15 protein-coding genes and 1 riboswitch are annotated in these 17136 nt (G+C 35.1%); of the genes, 2 read left to right on the top strand and 13 right to left on the bottom strand.

All coding sequences use genetic code 11. The features are described from left to right. Positions 1-213: 213 nt before the first annotated feature. The 3 genes from ACIQYG_RS21770 to ACIQYG_RS21760 form a co-directional block, all read right to left on the bottom strand. On the bottom strand, positions 214-528 hold the full coding sequence (locus ACIQYG_RS21770) for a hypothetical protein (protein WP_402842353.1): 315 nt from the start codon (positions 526-528) through the stop codon (positions 214-216). Positions 529-676: 148 nt separating this feature from the next. After that, on the bottom strand, positions 677-1087 hold the full coding sequence (locus ACIQYG_RS21765; RefSeq protein ID WP_402842351.1) for a hypothetical protein: 411 nt from the start codon (positions 1085-1087) through the stop codon (positions 677-679). 135 nt (positions 1088-1222) lie between these two features. Further along, positions 1223-1612 carry a hypothetical protein gene (locus tag ACIQYG_RS21760; protein ID WP_402842348.1) on the bottom strand — a complete coding sequence of 130 codons (390 nt, stop codon included), beginning with the start codon at positions 1610-1612 and terminating at the stop codon, positions 1223-1225. Between the two features lie 440 nt (positions 1613-2052). On the opposite strand from ACIQYG_RS21760, the gene ACIQYG_RS21755 reads away from it, so the two are divergent. Further along, the gene (locus ACIQYG_RS21755; RefSeq protein ID WP_034315006.1) at positions 2053-2256 is read left to right on the top strand and encodes an alpha/beta-type small acid-soluble spore protein; all 204 of its coding nucleotides are present in this window, start codon (positions 2053-2055) and stop codon (positions 2254-2256) included. A 174-nt stretch (positions 2257-2430) separates the two neighbouring features. Here ACIQYG_RS21755 and ACIQYG_RS21750 read toward each other — a convergent pair whose 3' ends face one another. Next, positions 2431-2955 (bottom strand): GNAT family N-acetyltransferase, encoded by a 525-nt coding sequence (locus ACIQYG_RS21750; RefSeq protein ID WP_402842345.1) that lies wholly within the window; start codon positions 2953-2955, stop codon positions 2431-2433. Between the two features lie 904 nt (positions 2956-3859). Here ACIQYG_RS21750 and ACIQYG_RS21745 point away from each other — a divergent pair. Beyond that, complete coding sequence (locus ACIQYG_RS21745; protein ID WP_275729751.1) at positions 3860-4063, top strand: aspartyl-phosphate phosphatase Spo0E family protein; 204 nt, start codon at positions 3860-3862, stop codon at positions 4061-4063. Between the two features lie 454 nt (positions 4064-4517). Here ACIQYG_RS21745 and ACIQYG_RS21740 read toward each other — a convergent pair whose 3' ends face one another. From ACIQYG_RS21740 to ACIQYG_RS21700, 9 genes are all read right to left on the bottom strand, one after another. Continuing rightward, on the bottom strand, positions 4518-5114 hold the full coding sequence (locus ACIQYG_RS21740; RefSeq protein ID WP_402842341.1) for a TetR/AcrR family transcriptional regulator: 597 nt from the start codon (positions 5112-5114) through the stop codon (positions 4518-4520). Between the two features lie 72 nt (positions 5115-5186). Continuing rightward, positions 5187-6653: an FAD-dependent oxidoreductase gene (locus tag ACIQYG_RS21735; RefSeq protein ID WP_402842339.1), complete on the bottom strand. Its 1467-nt coding sequence runs from the start codon at positions 6651-6653 to the stop codon at positions 5187-5189. Between the two features lie 382 nt (positions 6654-7035). Further along, positions 7036-7707 carry an NAD(P)H-dependent oxidoreductase gene (locus tag ACIQYG_RS21730; RefSeq protein WP_402842336.1) on the bottom strand — a complete coding sequence of 224 codons (672 nt, stop codon included), beginning with the start codon at positions 7705-7707 and terminating at the stop codon, positions 7036-7038. 312 nt (positions 7708-8019) lie between these two features. Continuing rightward, positions 8020-8445, bottom strand: coding sequence for a hypothetical protein (locus ACIQYG_RS21725; RefSeq protein WP_402842333.1), 426 nt, complete (start codon positions 8443-8445; stop codon positions 8020-8022). Then, positions 8432-9634 carry an MFS transporter gene (locus ACIQYG_RS21720; RefSeq protein ID WP_402842331.1) on the bottom strand — a complete coding sequence of 401 codons (1203 nt, stop codon included), beginning with the start codon at positions 9632-9634 and terminating at the stop codon, positions 8432-8434. Before ACIQYG_RS21720 ends, ACIQYG_RS21725 begins: the two co-directional genes overlap by 14 nt. Next, the gene (locus tag ACIQYG_RS21715; RefSeq protein ID WP_402842329.1) at positions 9634-10269 is read right to left on the bottom strand and encodes a dienelactone hydrolase family protein; all 636 of its coding nucleotides are present in this window, start codon (positions 10267-10269) and stop codon (positions 9634-9636) included. Before ACIQYG_RS21715 ends, ACIQYG_RS21720 begins: the two co-directional genes overlap by 1 nt. 173 nt (positions 10270-10442) lie before the next feature. Then, positions 10443-11699 carry a cytochrome P450 gene (locus ACIQYG_RS21710; protein WP_402842326.1) on the bottom strand — a complete coding sequence of 419 codons (1257 nt, stop codon included), beginning with the start codon at positions 11697-11699 and terminating at the stop codon, positions 10443-10445. A 15-nt stretch (positions 11700-11714) separates the two neighbouring features. Next, entirely contained in the window at positions 11715-12944 is a 1230-nt protein-coding gene (gene dgt, locus ACIQYG_RS21705; protein ID WP_402842323.1) for a dGTP triphosphohydrolase, read from the bottom strand. 287 nt (positions 12945-13231) lie between these two features. Next, positions 13232-13334, bottom strand: a riboswitch (purine riboswitch). Positions 13335-15173: 1839 nt separating this feature from the next. Next, entirely contained in the window at positions 15174-16586 is a 1413-nt protein-coding gene (locus tag ACIQYG_RS21700; RefSeq protein WP_402842321.1) for a DHA2 family efflux MFS transporter permease subunit, read from the bottom strand. Positions 16587-17136: the final 550 nt, after the last annotated feature.

Raw genomic sequence — 17136 nt, 5'->3', positions numbered from 1 at the left:
CTTTGAGTTAGATTGGACTCTATACTCGTATCTTACTGAGGGGCTCTATTTTTTTCAAACCTGATATTTAACGATCTACAGGAATGCTAACCTGCTCCTTTAGTTCCATAAGAAAAAGCTGCATTAAAGCAGCACCGATCTTCAGTTAACGCACCCTTAGTTCATTAAGACAGGAGATGCCTTAACAACTCCTTTAAGAACAAAATTTATTTATTAGGCACTAATAATACTTTTTTTATTTTTAAAGTAAATAAACAAATTAAATATGCTTAACCCTAAAATTATAAGAAACAAATATGAGGAAATAGCGTCTCCTGCTAAATTTAATTCATCAGCTATATATCCCATAATTATAAGATTAATACCAGAAACAATTATTGAAATTATTGAAGTAATACTTACTGTGAATCCATTAACGAGGTTGCTTCGTTTCTTTTGAACCAACAAAAAGATGGAAATAACAATTAAACTAATTATAAAAGTAATAAAAACTAATCTTAAAAAATCGTATATCTCTAACCCTCCCATAGTCATCCCCTTATTATCCTTTTTCTATTAATTTTACCACAAAAAACCATTTTCCTTAAGCCAAAAAGTCCACCAAATGGCAGCCCCGATCTCACTAACGCCACATTAGTTAAAGAAGAAAAGCTGCCTTTATAGTTGATCTACATTCTTATTGAGACAAATGTTTGTAATCTAATATTTCTATCTTAAAACCATGATTACATTTCAGTTGATTAAGCTTTTCACTGTCACAGGAGGGAGATATTCTTAATTTAACTTGGTCGTCTACATAATCCAATGGTTCATTACGTTCGGAAGAGACTTGAATTTTTATATCGACATCGTAAGAATGATTTTCATTGTAACTTATGCCAACAATTCTTTGCCATTGCCAACTCAAATTACGTCCATACTCTTTTTCAACTTTCTTATCTAGCATTGGAAACACGATATCTCCAAGAATATCCTCTGTTGTTCCATACCATCCTTCCACTTTTGAAACCGATTCTGCATTAACTGCTTGCATAGGAGCTAAGGCAAATAAAAAAAATCCCAATAAGATTAAATGTCGCTTAGCCATCAAGGTTCACCTCATAATTCTGTTTACTCCTTATTCTTTAGCTAAACTCAATAGTTATGCCTTAGTAAACTAACCTACACCTTAGTTCCATAAGAAAAAGCGATCCTTCTTAATTAAGAATCGCACACAGTTGAATTAATGATTGGGTTTGCTGTTAATAAACTCCTCGATTTCACCTTCTCTTAACCTATAAACAAGGTCGAAATAATTCTCTTCTGAAAGGATACCTTTAGTTCTCCACTTTTGCATTTCTTTATAGTGTAAACTTACAAAATAACCTTCTAAATCCCTTCTTGAAACACCCTGTTTTTTCGCCATTTCAGCTATAGAAAGACCCTCTTTCCGGTATTGGTCAAATTCCTTCTGATTAACTTTTAGCAAAGTATAGATTGGTTCATAATCATAGTGGATTTGATAAACTACTTTTCCTTCTTGATTATGTACTTCTTCTGCTAGAACACTTTGTGAAAAAGTTAGAAATACTGCACTTAAAAATAGTACTTTTTTCAAGGTTACCTTCAACACCGACATAAAACCTCCCACTTTTATAAATAGTTCATGTTTATTGTGTAGGTTTCTATATATTTTATGTCTCTTATTTAAAAAAAGCTGAATAGCCTTCTAACCTGCCACGTTAGCTGCATAAAGAAAAAGCTGCATTAAAGCAGCTCCGATCTTCAGCTAACGCACCCGTTAGTTCATTAAGGCTTAATGTAGAGTTGACACAAACTGTGCAATAGGAGGAGAAAGTCTCTCCCTTAGATTATTTGCCTTTCGGAGCTTCTGAAACCCTTACCGCGACCCGGTGGCTTCAATGTTTTCCTGTACTCTCCCTTCTAGAGCCACAGATGAGTTTTAATTTCATTTAATCATTGCCTTAATTTATTTTAAATTCTATGTATATAACTCTTAACAATATCAAAACCTATGACCAGCAACACATTACATTCATAGGAGCTGACAACATGGCTAGAAATAACAACAATAATCAATTAGTAGTTAATGGTGCAGAGCAAGCTCTAGAACAAATGAAATACGAAATCGCTAGTGAATTCGGTGTTACACTTGGCGCTGATACAACATCTCGTGCAAACGGATCTGTTGGTGGAGAAATTACAAAACGTTTAGTGCAAATGGCTGAACAACAATTAGGTGGAAGAACTCGTTAATCGAAATCATATGTATTGTAAGGGATAGTGATTGGACTATCCCTATTTATAATTCACCAAATCTCAAAAAAGAAACAGAAACATCAGTTGCTGTTATTTTGCTAAGTCGCAGTACGAATACACTGAGCTTGTTGAACTAACCTCCCCCGATAGTTCCATAAAGAAAAAGCTGCCTTAAAGACAGCTCCGTTTTTCAGCTAACGTTAGAACCATCAAATCCTCATCAAAATAGTGCCCATTATACTTTAAGGCATTTCGTTCTGTTCCATATACTTCAAATCCCAAAGACTTATATAGTTTCTTTGCGGAGTCATTATCAGATACAACAGTTAAATTTATTTGTTCCAATCCATCAGAATTCTTCGCCCTACTTATAAGTTCATTCATTAATGATTTCCCTAAACCCTGACCTCGATTGCCTGGAGCTATGTACATTCCAAAAACATTCCCTTTATGTTTGGTTTTGAGATTGTTTTCACGTATAAAAGTAACAATTCCAACTAAAGATTTTCTATTATCAAAAGCACCTACAATGAACTTGTCCCTTATTGGTTTTATTCGCTCCTTTACCGTTTCTAATGAAAATCCCACCTCTCTCTCATATGTTGAACCAAATGCTTCTGGGTTAATTTTCAATGCATTCAATCGCACTTCCTGGTATAAATGGGCATCGGACTCTTTTAAAATACGAATATTCATTAGCTACTCCCTCCGTTATTTTGCATGAAACTTTGTATAGAAGAGTTTTTCTATACGATTAAGTTTGTATAAAGCATTCTATTTATCGCTACTAATATCCTTCTTGATGTAACCTGCCCCGTTTGTTCCATAAGATCAATCTATTGAACCAATTCCTAATAAAAGATATATATATTTTTTATGAATTTAAAATCATTAATTATACATAATATTAAAATTAAGCCCATTGCTATTATCATTAAATATCTAATCAGTATAAATGGTTTAGTACTTTCCTTTTTTCAAAAAACAATCCCATTACATATTTCAACTTATTTGACACTAAATTTCCCCCATTAACTACAATTGTAATATTCGTTTGATCCTAAAGCACTTCGTCTACAGTAACTGAAAGCTTTGATTGGAGGTTTTTGTTTAACGATTTACCAAACTCAATCAGATCACTCATAAGGCTCTGCCTTTTTTTAAAAAGCGTTTTTACTGGGTCTATTTTCCTCCTATTACGAAGATTACTTCATTATAAAGAAGATGAAATTCTACTAATTATTATAAAAAAAAATTATAATATTTATTTTTTGAAAATTCTTAATTTTCAGTATTTACAAAGTTCGACTTTTTTTGTATTATTTAAGAACAAGAAATGATAAGGAGGTGAGGCCAATCGATTAGGTAAGGCGAAGGTTAAAGAAAATTATAGACTCTCGTGAAGAAGCATTTTACACTTACAATCTTATGAAAGGATTTCAGGTAAATGGAAGGCGAATAAGCGACCTTGTGATTCCAAAGTTGATGGATGATCAAGGTCGCTTACTTCTTTATTTTAGTAAGAAAATTTTTCTTCGTCGATTTGACTCTCATTTTCTCTTATTGTTTTTAACACCCTCTTTGGAAAAGGAGATTGACAATGACATGGATGGATATTTTTATACTAGAAAACTTAATATGGATGGATATTTTAATGCTAGAAAACTTAATTAGAGCGAAAAAAGCCCAGTTATTAAATATAGTTGAACACCATGGCCTCAATCATCTTAAAACGATTCAATGTAGCCAAGAGTTAGATCACTTGTTGAATCTACATGAAAGAACAAAATTCAGTTCCATGTAAGCAGAACACGTAACCATTCATTTATACATAACCCAATTACTGTTTTCTTTTGCCTATTCAACTCTACCATCTATGTTCCAAAACCCGTCCTTTTTAGTTACAATGCACGTCATTAAACCCTGTTCATTATTCGTCCAATAACCTAATAAAATCTATTTTATTGTAGATTTGAAACAAAGTTTGATCAAATTAATCCAAGAAACCTTGATAAATGAATAATTAGAAAAGGCATGTTTTGAAAAAATATTAATCAAAACATGCCTTATAATATTTAATTGAATTAATCTTTCACAAAAAGATTGATAATTTGTGTTCCTTAATGTACTAACTCAACCGGTAGTTCATTGAGAAAAGTGAAACTTCTTCAAGAATCGCGCCCTTTAATGGAATAACTGATAAGCTTCTATTGGTCGGTATTGTGGGACAAAAAAACATATTATTTACTACATAACACCTAAAAGGGGGTAATCAACCGCAGCAACATATCTACCTTCGGAATCCGGTAGTCATCAATCCCGTTCGAATTGATGACCATGATACCAGAAAGGATTGTCAGATAATAGGCGATAAGTTCTCTGGGATCACCTGCTACCAATTCTCCGACTTGCTGACCCTCTTGAAATAAAGGAAGCAGTACATCAATAAAACTATCCATCGAATACTGTTCAAGCAAATGCTTCACCTTCTCAGGCACACCGTCTGACGTACGTGCTTGGTGGATAAGCATGAAGTATGGAGCGCCGCTTTCGTCGAGAATTTCCGTTGTCAACGCCCTGATTTTTTCAATCGATGTACCTGGCAGTTTATATACGCTTCGTATGGCCTCCTCTGTTTCAGCCATTGCCTCTTCAACAAGCGACACGAACAATTCGTCTTTCGATTTGAAGTAATGGTAAAGCAGCCCCTTGCTGATGCCTGCGGTTTCTGCTATCATACTCATCTTTGCACTTATGATACCTTTACGGGCAAAAACCTGGATGGCCGCCGAATTAATTTGCTCTCTTCGTTCATCGCGTATTTGATGCAATTGATCATCGTTAAATGGTGCCAATGTTGAGCGCTCCTCTACAAGACAATATAGTTATTTTACAGTATATCAAATAGATCTTAAAATTCGCTAATGCTACTGCTCAAACGGCGTTTCCGAGAATCGCGGTAGCATTTCTTCCAAAATCGCCTCGACGGATCGTTCGTCTTCCACCTTAATCATAGAGAGTAGGCGCATGCCTTCATCCGAAGAGGATAGAACTTGGACCGCCGTCTGTGGGTTGAAGATGTGACGGGGTGATATAGATAACGTATTCACACCCCAGTAGAGCCCGTAAAGTCGCCAATCAGGCTTGCTTGTAGCTTGCTTGAGAAACAGCTCCATATATTCCCGGCTGAAGGCATTCCCCATGTTTGAATCCGTGCCTTTATATTCGACGCCTTCCCACCGAAGATCAGCCGTACAGTTCAGCCAGAAGGCCGGCTCAATTGCTTCTTTAATTCGACGAAGCACGCCTTGCTCCCAATCAAACCGGTCTTCCCCACGCCGTTTTAGCAAACAAGCCTCCAGTATTTCGGCTGCCATCGCAACCACGGTCATACCTTGGCCGAAGATCGGATCGTAGATACAGTAAGCATCTCCCAAAACCAGTAAGCCTGCAGGCCAACGGGACATCTGTTCGTAACGATGGCAGTACAATTCTGGAACACGGAACCCTCTGGGAGAGGTGATCGGATCAAAGTCGTGTACGATTTCCGATATGATCGGACTTGGAAGTTTCTCCAAGGCCAGCTCGAATTCGGCTGCATCCGTTGGAGGATATTTCCCTCCTGGACGGTAAAGCAACACTTCGGCAGTCTGGTCTTCGATAAAGGAGAATACGCCCGTGTAAGTACCGCTGTCAGGCTGACCCTGGAGGTTGATGACATCCCATTTATCAATCAAATGAGTCAAATGAGAAGGCACTTTATAACGTCGGGTACTGTACCCAAGGAAAACTTTTAGCAAATCTGGTTCTGGAACCTTGTAATTCAAATCCTTAAGCCATCCCGAAAGTTTCGAGGAACGCCCGCTTGTATCAATAACCAGATCTGCTGTCAGGGCTTCCTCGTGCTTGGATTGATCGCGACTTCTAACTTGAACGCCAGTAACAGTTGTCCGATCAGGGGTCGTTAATAGCCCGATAACGTTGTGCTTGGATAGAAAGCGCACGTTTGGAATAGCCTTAACTCGTTGGCGAATGACCCACTCCAGAACAGCTCGACTGAATTTAAGATCGTTCCGGTCATACTTCATTTCTAAACTCCCGTGCTGGTTCATGAAAAAAACCTCTTTATTCAGAGATGAAGGGGTACCTTGCTCTAACAAGTCATGCTCAAATCCCGGAAAGAGGCGTTCAGTGATCGTTTTCCCACGAGTGGTAAAGCGATGCGGATGGAATGCCTGTGGAGTCCCAGAACGGACGTCTGGCCCTGATGGAATATCATCTTTCTCAACAATTAGTACCTCGTCGAAATGATCGGAGAGTATACGTGCAGTCATTAATCCTCCCATACCTCCACCAATGACGATGGCCTTACCTTTATTAAAATAAGTTGTCATGATATCCCACTCCTTTTTTTGACTGACTCAGTCGGTCAATACGTGTTATTATATGGCTGCCCTTGATTCGTTGTCAACAGTTTTTTTATACTATACTAATAAGACCATCGCAAAGGACTTGATAACTAAAGTCTTTGAAACATTATCGGAATCTGTAGCCAGCATTACTTCTGATAAGGCCGATAATAACCTTGATAAACGAACAAAAAGAAAGAGCGTGTTTTGAAAAAAAGATTGATCAAAACACGCTCTAAATATATTCAATTCAATTATTACAATCATTCTTTTATAAAAAAGTTTATTCATTTTCGGTAGGTGCTGTAAAACATTAGCCCCTGTTAGCGAAACATGTCCCCTGATGCTGAGAAATATTATCTTATGTTTATCGCCACTCAACAATTTCATCAAGATTTTGTCTTGTTTTTGGACGTTTGGGATCCTCTTGCCGATATCCGAAAGCAACCATACAGGCTACACCGTAATCGTTGTTGTTTATGATACCCTCATTTTGTAAAATATCTGTTACCTGCTTTTTATCAAAACCTTCGATCGGACAGGAATCAATACCGATTTGAGCCGCGGCTGTCATCATGTTTCCTAATGCTATATAAGTTTGCTTACTTGCCCATTCAAAAATGAGACGGTCATTATCTTCGAGTTCTGTTTCGACGAAGTATTTGTAGAAACCGGAAAGACCTTGCACAACTTCTTCAGGCATATGATGAATGTCTTTCATCATTTTGATCACGTGAACGGAATCATGCCTTAAGTCTTCTTTTCTTCTGGCCAATATAACTACAAAATGGCTGGCAGTGGGCAGTTGTCCCTGGGCACCGCCAGATACATGTTTTAATTTTTCGCGAAGCGCTGCATCCTGGATCACGACAAACTTCCACGGTTCAAAGCCAAATGAACTTGGGGACAATCTTCCTATCTCCAAAATAAAGTGAAAATCTTCATCCGAAATCTTTGTGTTGATATCAAATGCCTTGCAAGCATGTCTGAACTGGTACGCTTTTAAAATTTCCTGTTTTTTACTCTCTTTTCCTATCATGTGGAATCATCCTTCCTTTTTAGTTATACCAAAAATTATATTTACCAAAAGTATTTTATTATCCTGCTATTCAGCTCAATAAGCTTTAATTTAGCGACCAGTTAGGTTTGACTTTTCATAACAAATCCCTCATCTATTTTTACTCGTTTGGTTATCTAAGAAAATACCAAAAACCACTGTTATTGTAATCCCCTGCCCATGGATTAATAATTTGTCTGTTACCAGGCAATTTCAAAAAAACATATCCCAAATTATTACCATAACTATAGTACTTTTGTTACTTTACTTTACGGTCAGTAAAACGAACAAATCCTATAATATTTGAATAGAGAACACTAAAGAAGTAAAATTACTTCTTAAAGAAAAATCATTACAACTATATATGTATACACCTTTTTCTTTCCTTAATTTCATTCCAGATTGGGAATCATGATATCCTATCATTCGTTCTTCTTCCCATACATTAAAAACATTTAAAACACCCTTGGAACAATTTAAGATTAGCTCAGATGACTGTTCGTTCTTCCATATAACAGCTGATTTTTGTTCTAATTGATCCTGAATTGAAATTCCATTAGTTGTTATAAGTGCTATTCCCTGGTTTCTCGATGAATTTGAACTGATAAATTTCAATCTAATCGTTTGTTCTTGATTGATTTTATGAACATCAGTTCGGATAACTCCATTATATCCCCTATGATTACCAGTGTTATATAGTCTTTCCTCAGTTAGTAGCATTCTTCTTCACCTCTCCCACAATATTAACTTGCAAGTTTTTATTTTTATCATTTAAGTTAAGTACTAAACTTAATGAATAGCATAGAATCAAACAGGGAACACAGATTAATGCCATACCTAAAAAAGAAAAAGATGGAGAAATGGAGTATAGATACCCACTAACTATAGTTAATATCCCACTGCCTAAGCTTAAAGCAAGAGCAGCATAGATTCCATGAGCAAAAGGAAAGTATTTATTTTCTACATGTTCATCTAAATATTTAACAAATGCAAACTGAGTAAGTCCAAAAGTAATAGAATGTAAAAGCTGTGAAAATATAAAGACTGAAATATTGTTAAAACAAGCTATTAATAACCACCTTATAATGGAAGCACTAATACTATACATCAGTAATTTAGGAACTGATTGTTTCTTAAATAAGGTATCAGATACATAGAAAAAGACTATTTCAGAAATTACAGCAATAATTAGTATAATCCCTGTAAAACTAGTTTTTATACCAATAGTTTTTAAAAATAAAACAGCGTAACTATAATATGCGGCATGAGCAGCTTGGATGATACTACACATAGCTAAAACTAGCAAAAATGACTTAGATTTAAAAAGATGAAAAGATGGTACTTTGTTCAATGCGATTTTTGTTTTTAAAGGTACAGGAGCGTTAAATGATGCAATTAAAACAAACATGATACACCCAATAATCATTAAGTAAATAATAACGGTTTCATCTTTTAATGAAATTATTACCCCTGTTAATGACAAAGAAATAATATATCCAATGGATCCGTAAGATCTACTTTTTCCATACTGTATTCCACTTTCTCTAATAAGTGTGGACGCCATAGCTTCGTGCATTGCTAAAGGCATTGGATAAATTAGGCTTAATAATATAGTGATTAAAACAACTGACATTACATTATCTAAAGGTATCAAAACTATTATTAATACGACAGATGCTAAGGGAACTATCCGATTTAATTGAGCTAAAGTTATATATCTACATGCAAGTGGGAATATAAAAAATGTTGTTATTGCCCTTGTTATTAGACCCATAGCAATAATAAGACCAGCTTCATCAGCCGTAAAACCTTTACTTAAAATTAGCCAAGAAGACCAATAAGGTACAAAAATTCCAAAGGTAAAGAAAAATCCAAAAAACTGTAAAGACATCCATCTTTGGTTAGTCATTATATTTCTCCATGTTTAAAATAAATTTGATCTTTCTTATTACTTTGTTCCAAAATAAATTTATTCATTATTTTGAAACACAATTTAAAATCGTTCTCGTTGTAATTAGATGTTAATTTATCCATAAAACCATGTTTACTACTTACCTTTATTACCTGGGTGCTATTTTTCTCTTCTAACTCTTTGATAATTTCATTAGGGTCAAATGATTTTTCTTTTTCAGGAAAGAATAATAAGGTTTTACATTTTGGTGTAACACTTAAGTAATCCCTTATTCTCGAACCATAAAATCCAATAGCACCATTAAATAAGTTAAATTCATTACTACATAGCCACGCTATAGTGGCTCCTACACTAAAACCTAATATGTATAATTCCGAAAATTCAGATCTCAATTTTCTTGCTAGAACTTTTACTTTTTCTGCTGCTACTTCAAAACCAATTTCTTTAACAAAATGTAAGTACGCCTTGTTTTCCTCTTTGTACGTATAATACTCAACCTTCTCCAGCAAGTTCGGGCTTATTACAGTATAATTCAGCTGCTTTAAATTCGCACAAATATCTTTAATATGAGCGTTGAGCCCATATATCTCATGAATAACTAAAATAGCTATCCTATCCCTACGATCTTCCACTATGTACACCTCCAAATAAAATATAAGTGGCATTACGTTAAATATATAAAAATTTTAAAATAATGCTACTAGGAAGGGGCATGAACTAAACACGCAAAATAAGAATAGACTTTTAAATTCTATTCTTATTTTGCGAAAAATCTCTAATACCGATTCTCTAAAAATCTTATTTCTTAGTATCTTACTTGCATCTTTGCAATTCCTGTAAAAGTAGGATTAGAAGACCAAGTTGGTTTTTCTAAATCATATAACGCTTCAATATTAGGGAAACGTGTTAGAACTTCTTTAAGAATTTCAACAATTTCTGCACGAGCAAAAGCTGCTGCTATACAAGTATGGTATCCCCCACCGAAAGCAACATGGCGGAAACCTGTTCTATTTATATCCATTACATTAGGATTTTCAAATACTCTCTCATCCCTACCAGCCGATGCTAAAAAGAAGTATACAGAATCGTTCTTCTTAATTTGCTGACCGTGTATTTCAATATCCTCTGCTGCATGTCTAATAATATATTGAATTGGCCCCTCTAATCTCATTGTTTCATCTAACGCTTTTGATAGGAGTGACTTATCCTGCTTTAGGGTATCAAGTACACTTTTGTTTTCAAACAATAAATGTAAAGTATTACTTAGTACAAATTGAGGGATTTTATGGCCACCAAATATTAAATGCATCGTTTGAGCAATTAGTTGTTCATCAGTTAATTCCCCATCTACACCAGGAGTATCAGAGATTAGGCGACTTAATAAGTCATTTTTCTTGTCTTTTCTTCTTTCTGCAATTGCTTCAGAAAGATAGGCATAAATTTCTTTTACACTTCCTCTGACTTGTTCACTAATTTCCTTGCTAGGGACATGAGATACTACAAAATCTTGCATGAATAATGCGAGATCATCAGACCACTTAATAAACCTTTCAACTTCTTCTCCTGGAATCCCCAGCATCTTACATAGAACCATTGCCGGGATAGGATGGGCAATTTCTTCAACAAAATCAAAAGAACTAGTATTACTTTCTACTACTTTATCGATAGTATCTGAAACAATCTTTTTAATTTCAGGTGTAATAAGCTCTATTTCACTCACTAAAAATGCTCTATTCATGTACCCTCTAAGCTGTGTATGAATAGGGCGATTATTATACACCATCCACGTCTTAATTATATCTATAATATCGCTAAAATGTTTATCTTCTCCTTCAGCAAGGTTACTCATTTTATTTGGAATAACAGGAGTTGAAATGAATTTTTCTCCTGGTAAATTCTTAGAAACATCCTCATATCTTGTAATAAACCATGATTTCATCTCTTCATTCCAGTACACAGGTGCTTCGTTTCTTAAATGCTCGTAATATGTATAGCGATTCTCAAAATACTCCTTGCTATATACACTTAACTGTTCTAATGATTGTTTCTCGATAACACTCATTTTTACTTCCTCCTACTAAATTGAAATTATTTTTTCCTCTAAATTATTTGTAAGATTTATAATTTGTTTCTCTGATAAATGACATATTAAATCACAAACATATCTTGCTTTCTCAATATCACTAGAGGTATTGACTACTTTATGAACTGCTTGCTTTTCGAAAGGAAACATAGATACCTCAGTATTTAAATAAAACAGGTATTCAAAAGTTCTATTCATTAGATTATCTATCTTCCTATCAATTTCTAAATTAATTTCTCGCTCTAAGAAGCACTTACGCGTAATTTGATTTAGTAAAAAAAGTTTCAATTGATCCTGTATAGGAATTTTCAGTTTACTATACATTGGTTTTTGAACATTTATTTCAATAGATATGTTATTTATAAAACCATTAATTATAGACTTCTCGTGCATTGACTTTCTTTTAATATTACTTTTTAATAATCCTTTAAGAACATTTTCATTAATATCTCTTATAGTATTAAGTACTAATTGACGTAATTCTGTTGTACTTAAATTTGTAAAAGCATGCCTTGCTTCATCAAAAACTACACTATTTGTAAAATGAGCATTGATTAATTGTGAAAATTTTATTTTTCCAAAAAACTCAATAAGATCTTTAATATCCGAAATTACATATGATAGTGTGTCTGCTATGTCTACAATCCCTTGTTCCAAAACACTCTCCTGATATAATGAGAATATTGGTTCTAGAGTAGTAGCCATATATCCGTAATATCCTTTAATCAACCCCGTATACTCTTCTCTAACCTCAGGAATTATTCGTTTATGTTTTAATAGCGAAGTCAATGTTCTAAAGGTTCCATTAAACTGACTGTTGACTAACATTTTAATTGTCTGCGCATTTGATTCAAAGCCTCCCTTTCTAGCCATAATGGTGTCTAAAGAACGTTCACCTGTATGACCAAACGGAGGATGTCCAATATCATGGGCCAGACTAATTGCTTTAACCAAATCCTTATTAATTAGCGAAATATTATTCTTTTTCATACTGATATTAAGGTAATCCACAATTAAGCTTGAAACATTACAAACATCAATACTGTGGGATAACCGATTATTACAATTTTTAGAACTAGGGATTAACTGAGTTTTTTCTGACAACACTTGAAGTTGTTGTGATTTTAATACTGTATTAAAGTCATGTAGAAAAGGATTATTACATTCTTTTGGCTCACCAGATAATCTTAAATGATCATGATTGTGATACATGGCTTTACACATAACAATAAATCCCTTCAATCGAGAATAAATTTTAAAGAACTCAATAAAAAACCAAGAGAAAGTAAGGATTATTTTCTCTAAAGAGAGATAAGTCCTACTTTCACTTGGTTTTTTAAAAGGTGAATATTAAAAAGATACATATGTTAGCTTAATATACTAATAAGTAAATATGCTTAAATAAAATATTAATGATTTATAGAGTATTAGTATCTGTTATGCAAACAGATACTAATACTTAAAATACACTTAATACTCTTCCTCTTTTTAAAATCAATTTCCTAATACCAATAAAGTAAAAATTACCTCGTAGTCTAATTCTTTAACGGGAATTAGGTAGAGACTCTCGGACCATATTTCCAAGGATATACGAGTTATAAACTAAATATCACACAACACAAAATGGGATAATATTGATTTATTAGCAATAATAACCTGCAGGGAATTATTCTAATTATAATACATTGATTAAAAATACATTTCAACTAAATCCAAAAAAATAGTATATTAGGCATTTATGGTATTTTAAGTAAATCGATTCTGGTTCAAAAGTCTATGTTGGATAGCTGCTTTATATATTGAGCCCTCAACTAAACATTTCTTTTCGATTTCATTGAAGAAGGACAAGCCGTCAACCATATAGCTTCTTGTTTATGTTAGATGAGCACACGTTTTTAACGGTCGGGTATAATCAAGTGGAAGGGTTTGAACTTGAAGGTGTGAAAATGAGGAATATCATTTGTTCCTATTAACGATTCCCTGTAATTATTCGTGACTTAGCATTACAAGGGTTTACAATTGTCGTAGATGGCCACTTGCAATGGAAACACATTGGAATACGCTACCGTGCGCGAGCAATTGAGAACCAAATGTATGGGTTACATTAAATGTAGCGGGGACAAAGTTAGGAGGGGAATTCGCAGGTTGCTCACAAATTGTAGATCCAGGAGGAGACATTTTTCGAAAATTAGATCAAGAAAGTTGGTGAATTAAAGGCCATTTTAGGTTTAGAGAAAGTACCCCAAATTAGAAAGGATGTTCCCCTATTCGCTTCCAGAGTACCAGAAAAGTATAGAAAGGTATTAAGTGGGAGCAACTCCAGAAATACCAGTCTTTAGGAGTAGCTATTTAGGTTTTATTCAAACAAAGCATAAGTTTCACGAAAATACAAGATAAGGAAATATTTAGTTATATAACTAAACTCTCTCAATATAGAAAGCGAAATCTCTCGATATCTCGTGTTTTTCTTAGAGTTTCATAGTTAACATATTACAATTTCCCTCCAAATGGAATTAAATATCTAAAAAGGAATGTACGGACCTGTGAAGGAAAAGAGCTGTTCGTCACAGCTTTTAAAACAACTATTACACCTGTTAGTTCAACCTTAACTTGTTGGTTATACTCCTGATTCTTATGTAGGAGTTCCTTCTACTCTTTCCAATTAGGAATGTTATCATCTTCCCAATTTAACTGTTTTAATTGGTCCGCAACTTTCACGTAATGTTTTCATATCCTTTAAGTGATCATTACCTTTATTTCCATACTATTCCATACTATCTTTTCAACGGTTAGTGTCTAATATGTGCCCCAACCTTCTTTTTCGAATGAAGAATGCACTGAACCTTTAAGTCCTCCACATCCTCATTAAATATATTATGCTAATTAAAAAAAATAGCTTAATGTCCGATTTAAGCCTGCAGTATTGTATTCTGAACGGACCACATCTTCATTAAAACAGATAGTAGGGATTTTGGGTCAACTCCTGGATATAATGTAAAATACGCTTGAAACGCTCACTAATCATATTAAGGTCTTTAAACGTGCCCAAATCCCATAAAAAAATTGTATATAGTTATTTTATTATCGATGATAATTTTCGCTTAACCCATTTACTAATACTAATTCCTTCTTGTTCAGCTACAAAGCAGTGTATCCCGACCATTGGGATGCACTGCTTTGTTGTTTGTTCGAAAGATAACTGGCTTTATTTCTCTTAGGTTATACAGTATTTGATCGATAGCAGGCTTTGTTTTAACTTTACCCGTTTTAAAGGTCTTTCCAAGTTCACCGTAATCATTGTGGTAATTTAGTAAGTGGTTCCAAATTCAAAAGAATCTCCTACTGGTGAGCGAGCCCGGCGGAGAAAAAACGTTATTTAGTTTAAAAAGAATCACAAGTAGATGAATCTATATTGTGATTCTTTTCAAGCTAAAAAAACTCGGATTCAAATCTTTAATCCTTCTCTCCGAACTCTTTTCCTGATGATTTTTGATCCTTTATTTTAAAAGAAATGAGGAAGCTAATTAACGAAAGTACAGCGATGACAATAAATGAGATTTGCGCGCCATACATATCAGGATGTACGATCTCGGGACGCTGCTGAGCATTTTCGGTTGCTGATGTCATCACAGTAACAAGTATTGCAGTACCTACAGATGCGGCAATCATTTTCATCGTATTATCCATTGCTGCACCATGGGCGATTAACCGTTTAGGCAGCTGGTTTAAGGCGGCCGTTGAAACAGGCATCATAACCATGGCTAATCCGAACATCCGAATACTGTACATTACCATAATAAATGTAAAACTTGTCGAAGGACCCACATCCGTAAAAGTAAAGGAAGAGGCGGTTATGAGGAGTAATCCGCCAATAACCAGCCACCTGGCCCCAATCCGGTCAAAAATACGTCCAATGAACGGGGACATTAACCCGGTAATAAGTGCTCCAGGGAGTATCGCCAATCCAGCTTCAAACGCAGTAAATCCTCGCATGTTTTGCATAAATAGCGGGATGAGCGTTTCGGCACCTATCAGACCCATAAAGGTAATGGCTCCAATAATGATGGCAATCGGGAATAATGAATACGTGAACACACGGAACTCCAGCATTGGATGCTTCAATCGCAATTGCCTTTTGATAAACCAAACAAGTGTAATTGTTCCAATGCCTAGGGATATGATGGTACTCTCGTCTGTCCAGCCATAATTACCTGCAGCTGTAAAACCATACAATAATCCACCGAAACCTACGGAAGATAAAACAATCGAAAGTACATCCACTTTTGGCCGTGTAACTTCTGTTACATTTTTTAAAGCGAAGAACGCAACTATGATATCAATAATAGCAATTGGAAGAATGATAAAGAATAACACCCTCCATGAGTAGGTCTCCGTAACCCAGCCCGACAAAGCAGGCCCAATAGCCGGCGCGAAGGAAATGACCAGACCGACCAGTCCCATAGCTGCACCCCGTTTATGAACAGGGAAAATCATTAGGAAGACTGTTTGCATTAACGGGAGCATGATTCCGGCTCCGCTCGACTGAATCATCCTTCCTAGCAGCAGCATTCCAAAATTAGGAGCTAGCCCCGCTACCAATGTACCTATGGCGAAAATCCCCATCGCGGAAAGGAAAAGCTGTCTGGTGGTAAAGCGCTCCAGTAAAAACGCGCTAACAGGGATCATGATCCCATTAACAAGCATAAAAACGGTAGTTAGCCACTGTGCACTATTTGCAGTAATATTCATTTCCTCCATTACAGGAGGAATGGCGGTAATCATTAATGTTTGATTCAAGATCGCAATAAATGTACCCGCAAGCAAAAGAGCAACAATCGTTGTCTGTTTACTATTTGTTGAACTCAATTATGGTCCCCCTTTACGATTTGGAAAAAAACATACTTTTGTAGATTACACGAATTCACATCAGATATCCAGTTATTTGCTGTTAAAAATAAAAGCAATAAAGTCAGCATTAAATCATTACTTTCCCTACTAATAAAAGTGGATTTCCTTTGAAGAACAAGCTGCAATTGATTTCCGTTTTGGCCTAGTCACAGGGTTGCTGTTGAGCCAAACACGGAAGCACCTTCAAAAGCCACTCCACTATAAGGGCAGATCAAATAGGCGCAGTAGACATCAGCACATTTTATCAAGCGATCGACTTTTCATTGCATAAAAACTTAACTGGCTTATAACCACTATTCACCATTGCAATTACGTTGTCGAAATTTGCTTAAATAACAATAGAAGAAAGTCGTCAGTTTCAGAGGGGTTTTTGCTCAATTTTGGACTCTATTGAATGGCACTCTCTTAAAAGATCCATAAATGGTTAAAAACTTTTTATATGGAAAAAGTTCAAAAGAGGGAGAACTAGTCATCTGGATGACTTGGTCGCCCTCTTTTGTTGAATAAT

This window comes from Peribacillus sp. NPDC096622 (assembly GCF_044762665.1).
Taxonomy (GTDB): domain Bacteria; phylum Bacillota; class Bacilli; order Bacillales; family DSM-1321; genus Peribacillus; species Peribacillus frigoritolerans_B.
This window is presented reverse-complemented; position numbering and strand designations above follow the sequence as displayed.

What these genes read in the sequence shown, in the direction of transcription:
- ACIQYG_RS21710 (WP_402842326.1), bottom strand. Translation starts at nt 11,699, where the DNA reads ATGAGTGTTATCGAGAAACAATCATTAGAACAGTTAAGTGTATATAGC.
- ACIQYG_RS21725 (WP_402842333.1), bottom strand. Translation starts at nt 8,445, where the DNA reads ATGCTACTAACTGAGGAAAGACTATATAACACTGGTAATCATAGGGGA.
- ACIQYG_RS21755 (WP_034315006.1), top strand. Translation starts at nt 2,053, where the DNA reads ATGGCTAGAAATAACAACAATAATCAATTAGTAGTTAATGGTGCAGAG.
- ACIQYG_RS21730 (WP_402842336.1), bottom strand. Translation starts at nt 7,707, where the DNA reads ATGATAGGAAAAGAGAGTAAAAAACAGGAAATTTTAAAAGCGTACCAG.
- ACIQYG_RS21770 (WP_402842353.1), bottom strand. Translation starts at nt 528, where the DNA reads ATGGGAGGGTTAGAGATATACGATTTTTTAAGATTAGTTTTTATTACT.
- dgt (WP_402842323.1), bottom strand. Translation starts at nt 12,944, where the DNA reads ATGTGTAAAGCCATGTATCACAATCATGATCATTTAAGATTATCTGGT.
- ACIQYG_RS21765 (WP_402842351.1), bottom strand. Translation starts at nt 1,087, where the DNA reads ATGGCTAAGCGACATTTAATCTTATTGGGATTTTTTTTATTTGCCTTA.
- ACIQYG_RS21720 (WP_402842331.1), bottom strand. Translation starts at nt 9,634, where the DNA reads ATGACTAACCAAAGATGGATGTCTTTACAGTTTTTTGGATTTTTCTTT.
- ACIQYG_RS21750 (WP_402842345.1), bottom strand. Translation starts at nt 2,955, where the DNA reads ATGAATATTCGTATTTTAAAAGAGTCCGATGCCCATTTATACCAGGAA.
- ACIQYG_RS21735 (WP_402842339.1), bottom strand. Translation starts at nt 6,653, where the DNA reads ATGACAACTTATTTTAATAAAGGTAAGGCCATCGTCATTGGTGGAGGT.
- ACIQYG_RS21745 (WP_275729751.1), top strand. Translation starts at nt 3,860, where the DNA reads ATGACATGGATGGATATTTTTATACTAGAAAACTTAATATGGATGGAT.